Source organism: Pseudomonas protegens, from assembly GCF_013407925.2.
Classification (GTDB): domain Bacteria; phylum Pseudomonadota; class Gammaproteobacteria; order Pseudomonadales; family Pseudomonadaceae; genus Aquipseudomonas; species Aquipseudomonas fluorescens_AP.
In genome coordinates this window covers 1456926-1469791 of record NZ_CP060201.1, presented here as the reverse complement: position 1 = coordinate 1469791, position 12866 = coordinate 1456926, and the positions used below count along the sequence as shown (strand labels likewise).

The window sequence follows — 12866 nt, the reverse complement described above, 5'->3', positions numbered from 1 at the left end:
GGGCCGGGACTTAGCGGTGGGCCACGCCGGGCAGCACGCAGAGCATTTCGTACAGCAGGTTGGCACCCAGCAGCGAGGTGTTGCCGGTGGTGTCGTAAGGCGGCGAAACCTCCACCAGGTCGCAGCCCACCAGGTCCAGGCCCTGACAGCCACGGACGATCTCGATGGCCTGGATGGTGGTCAGGCCACCGATTTCCGGAGTCCCGGTGCCCGGTGCCCAGGCCGGGTCGATGCCGTCGATGTCGAAGCTCAGGTACACCGGGCCGTTGCCGACCTTTTCACGGACTTCGGCCATCAAGGGTTCCAGCGACTTGTGCCAGCACTCTTCGGCCTGGACCACACGGAAGCCCTGCTTGCGGCTCCAGTTGAAGTCTTCGGCGGTATAGCCCTGGGCGCGCAGGCCGATCTGCACCACCCGGTCACAGTCCAGCAGGCCTTCTTCCACCGCGCGGCGGAAGGTGGTGCCGTGGGCGATCTTCTCGCCGAACATGTGGTCGTTGACGTCGGCGTGGGCATCGATGTGCACCAGCCCGACCTTGCCGTGCTTCTTGTGGATGGCCCGCAGGATCGGCAGGGTGATGGTGTGGTCGCCGCCCAGGGTCAGGGGAATCACATTGTGTTCGAGGATGCCGTCGTAGGCCTCTTCGATGATGCGTACCGCGTCCAGCAGGTTGAAGGTGTTGATCGCCACGTCGCCGATGTCGGCCACCGACAGTGAGTCGAACGGAGCGGCACCGGTGGCCATGTTGTAGGGGCGGATCATCACCGATTCGGCGCGGATTTCCCGCGGGCCGAAACGGGTGCCGGCGCGCAGCGAGGTGCCGATGTCCAGGGGCACGCCGACGAAGGCCGCGTCCAGGCCGGCAGCGGATTGCAGATGGGGAAGACGCATCATGGTGGCGATGCCGCCGAAGCGCGGCATTTCGTTGCCGCCCAGTGGTTGGTGGAGAATCTTGTCCACGGGATAGGCCTCATCGTTGTTTTATATTTATGGGGCTGAGGGCGCAGCAGGTGTCGCCCGCTCAACCGAGTGGACCGATTCTGCGAAATGTAGTGCGGCGAAAGAATCGCTACGGACAAATACTTAGTTCAGATTTTTCTAAACTAATGGCCGGGGTCGCGCTAGACTCCCGCGCTGCTTCCAGGGCCCTACGTGGCGAGGGAGCGAGCACCCGCTCGGCGGCGTAGCCTGCGTTATCCGGGTTGCAGGGTCAGATTGAAAGTGCGCATGGAGGTCATCGGGCTTGCCTGGCCGCTCGGCGCAAGCAAGCTCTCTTGGCACAGGGAAGTGGTTGTGTTGCCTGTTATCGGAGCCTGTCATGGCCAACGCTTTACCTGATCTGAAACTATTGCGCATCTTCGTCAGCGTGGTGCGCCATCAGGGGTTCGCCAATGCCCAGCACGAACTCAATCTCTCGACGTCGGCCATCAGTACCTACATGAGCCAGCTGGAAGCGTCCCTGGGACTGGTGCTCTGTCACCGTGGCCGGGGCGGCTTCAGCCTGACCAGCAAGGGCGAACTGTTCCATCAGGAAACCCTGCGCTTGCTCGCAGAACTGGAGGGTTTCGAACAGTACGCCGCGGCCCTCAAGGGCGAGTTGCGCGGGACCCTCAACCTGGGGGTGATCGACTCCACCGTCAGCGACAAGGCGCTGCCGTTCGCCGAGGCCATCGGTGCCTACAGTCAGGAGCATCCGGCGGTGCATTTGCACTTGTCGGTGATGAGTCCTCATGAGCTGCAGCTGGGGGTGCAGGACAATCGCCTGGACCTGGCCATTGGCGCCTTTTCCACGCGCATGAGTGGCCTGGTGTACATGCCGCTGTACCGCGAACAGCACTGGCTGTATTGCAGCAACCGGCATCCGCTGTACAGCGAGCGGCGCATTCCCGAGCAGGTCATCACCCAGCAGCGCATGGTCGGGCGCGGCTACTGGAGCCAGGCCGAGCTGGCCCGTCACGGCTTCAAGCACAGTGCGGCGACCGTGGAGAGCATGGAGGCGCAGCTGATCCTGGTGCTGTCCGGTGCCTACATCGGCTACCTGCCGGAACACTATGCCCAGGCCTGGGCCGACAAGGGCGATCTGCGGGTGCTGCTGCCGGCGACCTTCGGTTATCAGGCGCCGTTCTCCATGATCATGCGCCGTGGCCGGGGCCGTGAGCCGCTGATCCAGACCTTCCGCGATCTGCTCAAGGCTCAGCTCAACCAGTCATAAGGAATTCCCATGTCCCGAGCACGCTGCGAGCGTTGCCTGCGCCCCACGGGCCACTGTCTGTGCCCGCTGATCCCGCGGTTGTCCAGTCGCACCCGGGTGTTGCTGTTGCAGCATCCCAGCGAGGTCAACCATGCCCTGAACACCGCGCGACTGGCCGCGCTGGGGTTGAGTAACGCCCAGTTGCTGGTTGGCGAGGTGTTCGAGGACTTGCCGGCGCTGCTCGCCCAGCCCGGATACCGGGCCTGCTTGTTGTTCCCGGCCGATGATGCCCAGCCCTTGCAGGCCTACGCTGAGACGGATGAACCCTTGCTGCTGGTGGTGCCCGACGGCACCTGGCGCAAGGCGCGCAAGCTGCTGCACCTCAACCCGTTGCTGGCGGCCTTGCCACGAGTAACCCTGGCGGCCGCGACGCCTTCGCGCTATCGCCTGCGCAAGGCCCCTGGGCCGGGGGCGCTGTCGACCCTGGAAGCCATTGTCCAGGCGTTGCAGGTACTGGAGGCGCCAGCCTCCTTCGAGCCCTTGCTGCGCCCCTTCGAGGCGCTGATCGACGGGCAGATCGCCGCGATGGGTGAAGACACTTACCAACGCAACCATGGTCCCAAGGCTTCCCGGTAGGTGGACGGGCGGAAGCGGGGACCAGGTTGCACGGATTTTCTTCTGCGAGCAGGCCTCTACGTGGGGCCGCCGTTTAGCGTCTCAGGTGCGCATGGTTTTCTGCCGCAGGATGTAAATGCTGACCAGCACCGCGCTGGTCAGCATGAAGCTGCGGGCCCAGATTGACGGCACCAGGTAGCAGGAGAGGCCGATGCTCAGCCACATCAGGCCGATCGCATACGCCTTGCCCTTGAGCGGTATGCCGTTGCCGTCCAGGTAGTTGCATATCCATGGACCCAGGCGCGGGTGCTGCACCAGCCACTGGTAGAAGCGCGGCGAACTGCGGGCGAAACAGGCGGCCGCCAGCAGCAGGAAAGGGGTGGTGGGCAGCACCGGAAGGAAGATGCCGATGACCCCGAGCGCTACGCTCAACCAGCCGATGGCCAGCAGAACGTAACGCAGTACCCGGGGGCGTTGGCCTATGGGCTTGGCCATAGGCGCCGACTCAGTGATGGCGAGGCTTGAGCAGTGCGGGCTTTTCGTCAGGAGCGTTGCACAGCAGGTACAACGCCGTCAGGGCTTCGGGGATCTGCACGATCATGTCGTCCATCAGGTTGGCATCGGTGGCGATGTCCGAGAACTCCGGCTGCTCGTCGAACAGGCCAGAGCCGACCATGATCGGCAGCAGCATCTCGCTGACTTCTTCCTCTGCGGTTTCGAACCAGGCCGCTTCGCGCAGGAACACGCCTTCCATGAAGCCGATGCACCAGCCGCGCAGGTCGGAGTCGTCCGGGTCGTCGCCCAGGTCGAGTTCGCAGGGCAGTTCGAATTCCTCGTCGGAGGCCAGTTGGCGGGCGATGTGCGCCTTGAGGGCCAGCAGGGTGGATTCGATGGCTTCGCGTTCGGCGTCGTCGCGGTAATGCGGCTCTTCGGCGAAGAGGGCGTCGATCCACTCACGGTCGGGAACGCTTTCCGAACAGATCGACAGCGCGGTCAGGTAGCCGTGAGCGGCCACGTAGTCCAGCGCCTCGTCGTGCAGATCATCTGCGTCGAGGAAGACTTGCAGGCGGGTTAGTTGCTCAGCGAAGGACATTGACGGGCTACCTTGGGGAATAAACGATGTTGAATTCTAGGCTTTCTTGCGCGCTCAAGCCAGCCACGGGGCAGATTTGAGCGGTTCTAAAGGTTACCAGCGGTCCCTTGTCCGCGCCCTCTGTCGGGTAGGGCTCGGGTATACTCCCGCGTTTTGTGATGCCCTGCAGGCCCGAACGCAGTTGCGGACAAGTCCGCTAACGCATTTGTCGGTGAAGCGCGCCGGTTTTTCGGCCAGTCTGCGCCCAGGGAATTCGGTGATTTTTGGAGTTTTTCATGCTCGAACAGGCTCAACGCGTCCTCAAGGACATCTTCGGCTACGACAGTTTCCGTGGTCGCCAAGGTGCGATCATTGAGCGCGTGGCCAGTGGCGGCGATGCCTTGGTACTGATGCCCACTGGTGGTGGCAAGTCCTTGTGTTTCCAGGTTCCGGCCCTGCTTCGCGAAGGATTGGCGGTGGTGGTATCGCCACTGATCGCGCTGATGGACGATCAGGTAGCCACCCTTGAGGAACTCGGTGTCGCGGCTGCCGCCTTGAACTCGACCCTGAGCGCCGAGCAGCAGCGTGATCTGGCGGCGCGTATTCGTCGCGGCGAGGTGAAGATGCTTTACCTGGCGCCAGAGCGCCTGGTGCAGCCGCGCATGCTGGCGTTCCTGCAGAACCTCGACATTGCCCTGTTCGCCATCGACGAAGCCCACTGCGTGTCCCAATGGGGCCACGACTTCCGTCCCGAATACCTGCAACTGGGGCAACTGGCGGAGATGTTCCCCAACGTGCCGCGCATTGCCCTGACCGCCACCGCCGACAAGCGCACCCGGGAAGAGATCGTCAATCGCCTGCACCTGCAGAACGCCGAGCGCTTTCTCTCCAGCTTCGATCGGCCGAACATCTTCTACCGCATCGTGCCCAAGGAGCAGCCGCGCAAGCAGTTGCAGGCGTTCCTCAACGAGCGGCGCAGCGATGCCGGTATCGTCTATTGCCTGTCGCGCAAGAAGGTCGACGAAGTGGCGGCCTTCCTCTGTGAGCAGGGCTTCACTGCATTGCCGTATCACGCCGGCCTGCCCAACGAGCTGCGGGCCTATCACCAGAAACGCTTCCTCAACGAGGAGGGCCTGATCATGGTGGCCACCATCGCCTTCGGCATGGGCATCGACAAGCCAAACGTGCGTTTTGTCGCTCATATGGACTTGCCCAAGTCCCTGGAAGCCTATTACCAGGAGACCGGTCGCGCCGGTCGTGACGGCCTGCCGGCGGATGCCTGGATGGCCTACGGACTGCAGGACGTGCTGATGCTCAAGCAGATGCTGCAGAACTCCGAAGGCGACGAGCGCCACAAGCGTCTCGAGCAGCACAAGCTCGATGCGATGTTGGCCCTGTGCGAGGAAACCCGCTGCCGGCGCCAGACATTGCTGGCCTATTTCGATGAGGACATGCCCCAGCCTTGTGGCCATTGCGACAACTGTGTCGACGGGGTCCAGACCTGGGACGCCACCGAGCCGGCGCGCCAGGCGCTGTCGGCGATCTATCGCACCGGCCAGCGGTATGGCGTCGGTCATCTGGTGGATGTACTGCTGGGCAAGGACACGGAAAAGGTCCGGAGTTTCGGGCATCAGCATCTGTCGGTGTTTGGAGTTGGCAAGGCCCGCAGCGAAGGCGAGTGGCGTTCGCTGTTCCGCCAGTTGGTGGCGCGCGGCTTGGCGGATATCGATCTGGAGGGTTATGGCGGCCTGCGCTTGAGCGACACTTGTCGCCCCTTGCTCAAGGGTGAAGTGACCCTGGAGCTGCGCCGCGATCTCAAGCCGCAAAGCTCCCCGAAAAGCAGCACCAGTCAGGCCAGCCAGCTGGTACGGGGCGAGGAGCGCGAGCAGTGGGAAGCGCTGCGAGCCCTGCGGCGCAAGCTGGCGGAAGAGCATGGGGTGCCGCCCTATGTCATTTTCCCCGACTCGACCTTGCTGGAGATGCTGCGCAGCCAGCCCGGCTCCATGGCGGAGATGGCCGAGGTCAGTGGCGTCGGTGCGCGCAAGCTGGAGCGTTATGGCGCGGCCTTCCTCGAAGTGCTGGGAGGTGGTGTGGAGGCGCCGAAGGTGGTTGCCGATATCCGTCACGAGCTGATCACCCTGGCCCGTGCCGGGATGACACCGTTGCAGATCGCCGGGCAACTGCAATGCACGGAAAAGAATGTCTACACCCTGCTGGCCGAAGCCATAGGCAAGCAGCAGTTGTCTCTGGAACAGGCTCTGGACCTGCCGGAGGACCTGCTGGGAGAAATCCAGGATGCTTTCCTCGACGGTGAGGGTGAACTGCCTCCGGTGGCCGAGATCAGCGAGTTGTTCGCCGGACGTGTGCCTGAAGGGGTTTTGTATTGCGTGCGCGCGGCTTTGCAGTCGGAGTTTGAAATTTGAGGGGGTGCGTCAATGTTGTAACGATTCAGTCCCTTACAGGCCTTGCCTCCGGGCAAGGGGCATGCTTAGCTGACTAATAATTAGGTTTTCTTTATTTTCAGTCTGATCATGAGTGTTTTATGCCGTTAACCGATGAACACCGTTTTGGTATGCAGCTGGCGCATATGTCTCGCGGCTGGCGTGCCGAACTGGATCGCCGCCTGGCCGGGCTCGGCCTGTCCCAGGCCCGTTGGCTGGTGCTGTTGCACCTGGCCCGTTTCGAAGACGCGCCAACCCAGCGTGAGCTGGCGCAAAGCGTTGGCGTGGAAGGTCCAACCCTGGCCCGTCTGCTGGACAGCCTGGAAACCCAGGGTCTGGTTCAACGCCAAGCAGTAATGGAAGATCGTCGGGCGAAGAAAATCGTCCTCTGTCCTTCCGCCCGGCCCCTGATCGAACAGATCGAAACCATTGCTACCGCCCTGCGCCATGAATTGTTCATTGGCGTCGACGATGAAGACCTGCGGGTCTGCATGCGCGTTCATGGGCGCATCCTGGCCAATCTGGAAAAGTCCTGACGCCTTGCGCCGGGGTTGCCTGACCCCGGTTCGTCCTGTTTTCGCCTACCCCTGAATATTGCTGATGGTGCCACCCGGTGCGGCACTTGCGCGTCTATCAGAAAGTCTGGCCGAGGTTCAGCGACAGGGCCTTCTGGTTGTCGTCATTGAAGCCGTAGCTGAAATTCAAGGGCCCCAGCGGCGTGTCAAACCCGAGGAAGATGCTCGCGGCGTTGATATAGCCGCTGTCGAAGGCGTTGTCGTTGTTCCATACCCGGCCACGCTCCAGCGAGCCCCCCAGGTACAGCGGGAAGTCCAGCGGCAGGTAGGAGCGTGGCGTGAGCCGGCGCAAGTACACCGCGCGGGCCAGGGTGAGGTTCTGCCCGGACAACGCGTCCTGGCGGAAGCCCGACAACTGCCTGGCGCCACCCAGGAGGAAGCTGGATGTCACCACCTCGGCGTTGTCCAGGGTCCGGCCGTAGCGTCCGCCCAGGACGAAGGTGTTGGGGCCGCTGCTCAGGGCCTTGTCCAGCTTGAATTCCCACTGACGGTAGCGGTTGTCCGAGCCCAGGCTGGGTTCGAACTGGCGCAGGGTCAGTCCGATGTCCTCACCGGAGTGCGGGAAGTAGACGTTGTCCAGTGAGTCGAAGGAATACTGCAACTGGTAATAGCCTTCGTTGAAGTGCTCGCTGGGCAAGTCGTGATCGCCGATGCGCACATCGGCCTTGCCCCAGGCCTCGCCGACACCGAAGCGGACTTCGCCGCTGTTGCCGATCTGTCGTCCCAGGTTGAGGCCGAGGCCGTAGCGTTCCACGCGATACTCGGCGATCGGATCGTTATCCAGCACTGCTTCAACGTTCTGGGCTTCGGCGGCGATGAAGGGCGCAATGAAGTAGCGCGAGCCGGCGTCCAGTGGCTGGTAGAACTCGCTGTAGATTTCCTGCTGGTCGCCAAGTTGCACGCGGGTCAGCCACTCCGCGCCGAGGCTGTTGATTCCGTTCATGCGGTAGCTGGCGCCGATATTGAAGGCGCTGTCGCCACGCATGTCATCGGACAGGTTCAGGCCCAGGCGCAGGTAGTCGGTGCCGCTGCGCTTGCCGCGGGCACTGATCACCAGGGTGTTGTCCTGGCCCTTGTGGGTCACGCGATACTGCACCTGCTCAAAGAAATCCAGGCCGTACAGGGTGCCCATGTCGGTCTCCAGACGGCCCAGGTCCAGGGGCTCGCCGATCCGCTGGCGGATGTAGTAGCGAATGACTTCATCGCTGACCTTGGAGTCGTTCTCCACCTTGATCGCGCTGATGATCGGCGTGCGCTGGCTGGGCTGGCGCGCGGCCGTCAACTGCGCGTCCTGCGGCTCGGCGGGGCGCAGGCGAGCCAGGCGTGCGTCGAGGATGCGGGTGGCGCGATAGCCGGCGTCGATCACTTCCTGGGCGCGACCGAAGTCGGTGACGCCGAAGCTCGACAGCGAAGGTTGGATCAGCACGTCGTCCTTGTGCAGGGTCGCCAGCTGTTCTTCGGAGTTGCGTCGAGTCATCAGGGTGATGGACTGATTGAGCACATCCACTACGGTATTGAGTTGCTTGCGCGAGCGCAGCGGGGTGCCGATGTCCACCACAATGGCAATGTCGACCCCCATGTCACGGGCCACATCCAGGGGAATGTTGTCGGTCATGCCGCCGTCCACCAGCAGTCGGCCATCCAGTTCCACCGGGGCGAATACTGCCGGAATCGACATGCTGGCGCGGATGACCTGGGGCAGGTGGCCTTTGCGGAACACCACCTTTTCGCCGCTGGCGATGTCAGTGGCCACGGCCCTGAAGGGGATCGGCAGCTTGTCGAAGTCCCGGGTGTCACTGGCGTGGGCCAGTTTGCTTTCCAGCAGCAACGCCAGGTTCTGGCCCTGGATCACCCCCAGGGGCAGGCCGAGACTGCCGTCGTCACGGAAGCTGAGTTTCTGCTTGACCAGAAAATCCCGATCGTCCTGCTTGCGCCGAAAGGGCACGTCTTCCCGGGGCGGGGCATCGGACAGGGCCTGTTTCCAGTCAATGTTCAGAGCCAGTTTCTCCAGCTCGTCGATCTTGTAGCCCGACGCGTAGAGCCCGCCAATCACCGCGCCCATGCTGGTGCCGGCGATCGCGTCGATGCGGATGCCTTGCTCCTCCAGGGCCTTGAGCACGCCGACGTGGGCCAGGCCACGGGCCGCGCCCCCTGACAGCACCAGGCCGATTTTCGGTCGCGGCGCTTCACTGGATTGAGCGATCAGGGGCAGCAGACAGAGCAACAGGCAGGACAGCAGGCGGCGCATCGTGGATCTCGGGACAGGCGATAAAGCCGGCTATTATAGCGACGCCCTTGAACCCAGGAGTCCGCCGTACCATGACTGAACGTAAACCCGAAGTGGTCATCACCTATTGCACCCAATGCCAGTGGCTGCTGCGGGCGGCCTGGCTGGCACAGGAGCTGCTGAGCACCTTCAGCGACGATCTGGGCAAGGTGTCCCTGGTGCCTGCTACCGGGGGAACCTTTCATATCAGCTGCGATGGCGTGCAGATCTGGGAGCGCAAGGCCGATGGCGGCTTTCCCGAAGCCAAGGTGCTCAAGCAAAGGGTTCGCGACTGCATCGATCCCGAGCGCGACCTGGGACACAACGATCGGGGTCAGTGAGAGCCGACCGGCGCCGTGGTGGCCTGCTTGTTTGAACCGGTCGAGAGTCGGCTCGACACCACGATCGCGACGATGATCAAGGCGCCGCCCATCAGCATGCGCAGCGTCGGATTCTCGCCGAACAGCAGCCAGGCCAAGGTAATCCCGTAGACCGGTTCCAGGGCGAAGACCACCGCCGCGGTGCGCGCCTTGATCACCGCCAGGCTGGCGACAAACAGGCTGTGGGCCAGACCGGTGCAGAAAATCCCCAGCAGACTGATCCACAGCCAATCCATGGCCCGCACCTGAGCAAGCTCGGGGGCCGCCACCGGCAACAGGCACAGGGCGACCACCAGGTTCTGGCAGAGGGCCGCCTGCACCGCAGGAATGCGCCCGGAGCTGGCGCGGTTGTTCAAGGACAGTAGGGCAAACAGCAGACCCGAACCCACGGCCCAGAGCAGGCCGGTGGTGGCCTGGCTGGCCAGATCGAAATCCGGGGTCACCAGCACCAGTCCGACACTCACCAGCACCACCAGCAGCATCTCATTGAGGCGGATCCGCTCGCGGAAGATCAGCCCTTCGAGAATCACCGTAAAGGCCGGAAAACTGGCAAAGCCCAGGGTCGCGATGGCCACGCCGGCGACCTTCACTGCAACGAAAAAGCTGACCCAGTGTCCGGCCAGCAACAGGCCACTGAGCAGCAGGCGCCGGCAATCGGTGGCGGCCAGTTTGTGCCAGGGCGTGGCGCGGGCCAGGCGCGCGAAGCCAGCCAGGGCCAGCACGGCAAAGGCCGCGCGGCCGAACACGATAACGGCAGGCGAGGCGACGGCCAGTTTGCCGAACACGCCGGTCAGGCCGAACATCAGGGCGCCGATATGCAGGGCACCAAGGGCGGTACGCGGAGTCATCTTGATCCTTGGGTAAAAGACGGTGATGGCCTTGAAGGGCTGCGGCTGAGTTTAAGAAGGGCCGGTGCCTGCGTCTGTCGCGATCCTGGGTTTTTTTGTCGAGAGATTAGCCTGGGCTCCCTGCCTGAGCCGGCGCGGGGAGTGACCGAATTGGCGCAGCATGGCGGCGGCGAAGGCGCTCTGTGAGCTGTAGCCCACCCGACTGGCGATCTCACCGACTGGCAGGGTCGAGCCGCGCAGCAGTTCCAGGGCCATGTGCAGGCGTCGTCGCCGCACGTACTCCATGGGCGTGTCGCCACACTCGGCGATGAACCGTGCGTGCAAGTGGGCGCTGGAAAGACCGACCACTCGTGCCAGATCGGCCACCTGCAGCGGATGGGCGGCGTGGCGCTCTATGTGGGCGTTCATGGCGGCGTAGGGCAACCGTCGCTCGCCAGGGTTAACCGATGTGCAGTGGTTGAGACTGGCCAACAGCAGCACCGCGCCCTGCTCGGCGATCAACGGGTCGTCCACCGGGCTGTCCGCCAGCCAGTTGACCAGGCGGCTCTGGCTTGGCCCAAGGGTCAGGCGCCCGGGCTGGTCGAGCAAGCGCTGGCTGGCTTCGGCGTGTTGGCCCAGGGACTGGCGCAGCCATGGCTCGCCGGGCACGTCCAGTACCAGGCACTGGCTGCCACTGGGGCTGCCGCAGACATGCCGTGCGCCTGCCGGGACCACCATCAGGCTCTGTTGCTGCACCTGGCCGCCTTGCCCTTCGACTTCGAAGTCGAGCTTTCCGCACAGGCCAAACACCAGTTGCGCGTGCTCATGGCTGTGGGCGATCAGGTCGTGAGTGTAATGGCGCAGAGTGAGGATAGATCCCATCACGGTCTCCTTGGCAGAGGCGCAGTCTACACCGCCAGTCGGGCGGTTCGGGCTGTCATTGCATTGCCGCATTTTTGTCATGGGCTATTAATCGCTGGGGCGCAAGCTCGCAAAAAATCCCGGAGAGCGTCCATGACCCATGTCGAACTCGCCAAGCCCAGCCGCAAGCAACGGGTACGCACCTTATGGATTTCCGATGTGCACCTGGGGACCCGGGATTGCCAGGCAGAGCACCTGGCGCAGTTTCTCAAGGGCTACCAGGCCGATCGCATCTACCTGGTGGGGGACATTATCGACGGCTGGAAGCTGCGCGGCGGCATGTACTGGCCCCAGGCCCATACCAATGTGATCCGCCGCCTGCTGACCATGAGCAAGCGCGGCACCGAGGTGATCTACGTCACCGGCAATCATGACGAGTTCCTGCGTCGTTACTCCAAGCTGATCCTGGGCAATATCCAGCTGGTGGACGAAGCGGTGCATGTCACGGCGGACGGTCGCCATTTGCTGGTGATTCACGGCGACCAGTTCGACGTCATCACCCGCTATCACCGTTGGCTGGCCTTTCTCGGCGACTCGGCCTACGAGTTCACCCTGACCCTCAACCGCTGGCTCAATCACTGGCGGGCGCGTTATGGCTACGGTTACTGGTCGCTGTCGGCCTACCTCAAGCACAAGGTCAAGACCGCGGTGAGCTTTATCAGTGACTTCGAGGAGGCCATTGCCCACGAGTGCGTCAAGCGCGAGCTGCACGGGGTGGTCTGTGGCCACATTCACCATGCCGAGATCCGCAAGGTCGGCGAGGTGGACTATCTCAATTGCGGTGATTGGGTCGAGTCCTGCACCGCCTTGATCGAACATTGGGACGGCAGCATCGAACTCTATCGCCTGGCCGACGCCCAGGCCCGGGAAGCCCAACTCAAGGCCGAGCTCACGAAAATGGCGGAGCCGGCCTGAGCAAGAGCGGTCGGGCCTCAGTCGGCGGCGGACTGTTCCATGGCGGCCTTGTAAAGGGACTGCCGGGGCTTTGCGAACAGCCGTTGCAGCATGGGTTCGAAGAAGCTCAGGGGCAGGCTTTCATAGGCCGGATCGAAGGCTGCGGCATCGTATTTGGCGCAGAATTCGGCAGTGCGCTGGTACAGCGGATGCTCGCAGAATTGCTCGCGCAGATGGCGGTCCATGCCCAGATGGTGGAAGAAGTAGTAGCCCTGGAAGATTCCGTGCTTTTCCACCATCCACAGGTTCTCCGGGCTGACGAAGGGCTTGAGGATGGCGGCGGCGATATCCGGATGATTGTAGGAGCCCAGGGTGTCGCCGATGTCATGCAGCAGGGCGCAGACCACGTACTCCTCGTCGCGCCCGTCATGCCAGGCGCGGCTGGCGGTCTGCAGTGAATGGGTCAGACGGTCCACCGGGAAACCGCCAAAGTCGCCTTCCAGCAGTTGCAGGTGGGCGAGGATTCGGGCGGGCAATTGCTTGGCGTAGGCACTGAAATCCGCGGCGATGATCGCCCAGTCTTCTTGGGTGCCGTCCTGCATGTGGGTGAAGCGCGCGTGAGCCTTCATCGTTCGGCCTCTGGTTATCAGGGGAAGTCGAGCCTGGCCATGGCAGTGGCCGCA

The 12866-nt window shown here is 63.3% G+C and carries 13 protein-coding genes; 6 read left to right on the top strand and 7 right to left on the bottom strand.

The window, feature by feature from the left end:
• Nucleotides 1-10: 10 nt before the first annotated feature.
• Nucleotides 11-961: an agmatinase gene (speB, locus tag GGI48_RS06915; RefSeq protein ID WP_011059912.1), complete on the bottom strand. Its 951-nt coding sequence runs from the start codon at nt 959-961 to the stop codon at nt 11-13.
• A 358-nt stretch (nt 962-1319) separates the two neighbouring features.
• Between speB and GGI48_RS06910 the strand changes: the two genes are divergently transcribed.
• Together GGI48_RS06910 and GGI48_RS06905 are read left to right on the top strand one after the other, a co-directional pair.
• Complete coding sequence (locus tag GGI48_RS06910) at nt 1320-2213, top strand: LysR family transcriptional regulator (RefSeq protein ID WP_016962625.1); 894 nt, start codon at nt 1320-1322, stop codon at nt 2211-2213.
• A 9-nt stretch (nt 2214-2222) separates the two neighbouring features.
• The gene (locus GGI48_RS06905) at nt 2223-2828 is read left to right on the top strand and encodes a tRNA-uridine aminocarboxypropyltransferase (RefSeq protein WP_179597589.1); all 606 of its coding nucleotides are present in this window, start codon (nt 2223-2225) and stop codon (nt 2826-2828) included.
• 81 nt (nt 2829-2909) lie between these two features.
• On the opposite strand, the gene GGI48_RS06900 is transcribed toward GGI48_RS06905, so the two are convergent.
• Complete coding sequence (locus GGI48_RS06900; protein WP_047302605.1) at nt 2910-3302, bottom strand: YbaN family protein; 393 nt, start codon at nt 3300-3302, stop codon at nt 2910-2912.
• A 10-nt stretch (nt 3303-3312) separates the two neighbouring features.
• Nucleotides 3313-3900 (bottom strand): YecA family protein, encoded by a 588-nt coding sequence (locus GGI48_RS06895; RefSeq protein ID WP_016962628.1) that lies wholly within the window; start codon nt 3898-3900, stop codon nt 3313-3315.
• 275 nt (nt 3901-4175) lie between these two features.
• Between GGI48_RS06895 and recQ the strand changes: the two genes are divergently transcribed.
• Nucleotides 4176-6302 carry a DNA helicase RecQ gene (gene recQ / locus GGI48_RS06890; RefSeq protein WP_016962629.1) on the top strand — a complete coding sequence of 709 codons (2127 nt, stop codon included), beginning with the start codon at nt 4176-4178 and terminating at the stop codon, nt 6300-6302.
• A gap of 119 nt (nt 6303-6421) precedes the next feature.
• Nucleotides 6422-6856, top strand: a complete 435-nt coding sequence (locus GGI48_RS06885; RefSeq protein WP_016962630.1) for a MarR family transcriptional regulator — start codon at nt 6422-6424, stop codon at nt 6854-6856.
• Between the two features lie 97 nt (nt 6857-6953).
• On the opposite strand, the gene GGI48_RS06880 is transcribed toward GGI48_RS06885, so the two are convergent.
• The gene (locus tag GGI48_RS06880; protein ID WP_179597587.1) at nt 6954-9143 is read right to left on the bottom strand and encodes a patatin-like phospholipase family protein; all 2190 of its coding nucleotides are present in this window, start codon (nt 9141-9143) and stop codon (nt 6954-6956) included.
• Nucleotides 9144-9214: 71 nt separating this feature from the next.
• Between GGI48_RS06880 and GGI48_RS06875 the strand changes: the two genes are divergently transcribed.
• Complete coding sequence (locus GGI48_RS06875; protein WP_016962631.1) at nt 9215-9502, top strand: SelT/SelW/SelH family protein; 288 nt, start codon at nt 9215-9217, stop codon at nt 9500-9502.
• Here the strand turns inward: GGI48_RS06875 and GGI48_RS06870 are convergent.
• Nucleotides 9496-10389, bottom strand: a complete 894-nt coding sequence (locus tag GGI48_RS06870) for a DMT family transporter (RefSeq protein ID WP_103742139.1) — start codon at nt 10387-10389, stop codon at nt 9496-9498. The genes GGI48_RS06875 and GGI48_RS06870 overlap by 7 nt on opposite strands.
• A 51-nt stretch (nt 10390-10440) precedes the next feature.
• Nucleotides 10441-11250: a helix-turn-helix transcriptional regulator gene (locus GGI48_RS06865; RefSeq protein ID WP_179597585.1), complete on the bottom strand. Its 810-nt coding sequence runs from the start codon at nt 11248-11250 to the stop codon at nt 10441-10443.
• A gap of 132 nt (nt 11251-11382) precedes the next feature.
• Here GGI48_RS06865 and GGI48_RS06860 point away from each other — a divergent pair, with 132 nt between their 5' ends.
• Nucleotides 11383-12204, top strand: a complete 822-nt coding sequence (locus GGI48_RS06860) for a UDP-2,3-diacylglucosamine diphosphatase (protein WP_016962634.1) — start codon at nt 11383-11385, stop codon at nt 12202-12204.
• Between the two features lie 17 nt (nt 12205-12221).
• On the opposite strand, the gene GGI48_RS06855 is transcribed toward GGI48_RS06860, so the two are convergent.
• Entirely contained in the window at nt 12222-12812 is a 591-nt protein-coding gene (locus GGI48_RS06855) for an HD domain-containing protein (protein WP_016962635.1), read from the bottom strand.
• Nucleotides 12813-12866 lie beyond the last annotated feature (54 nt).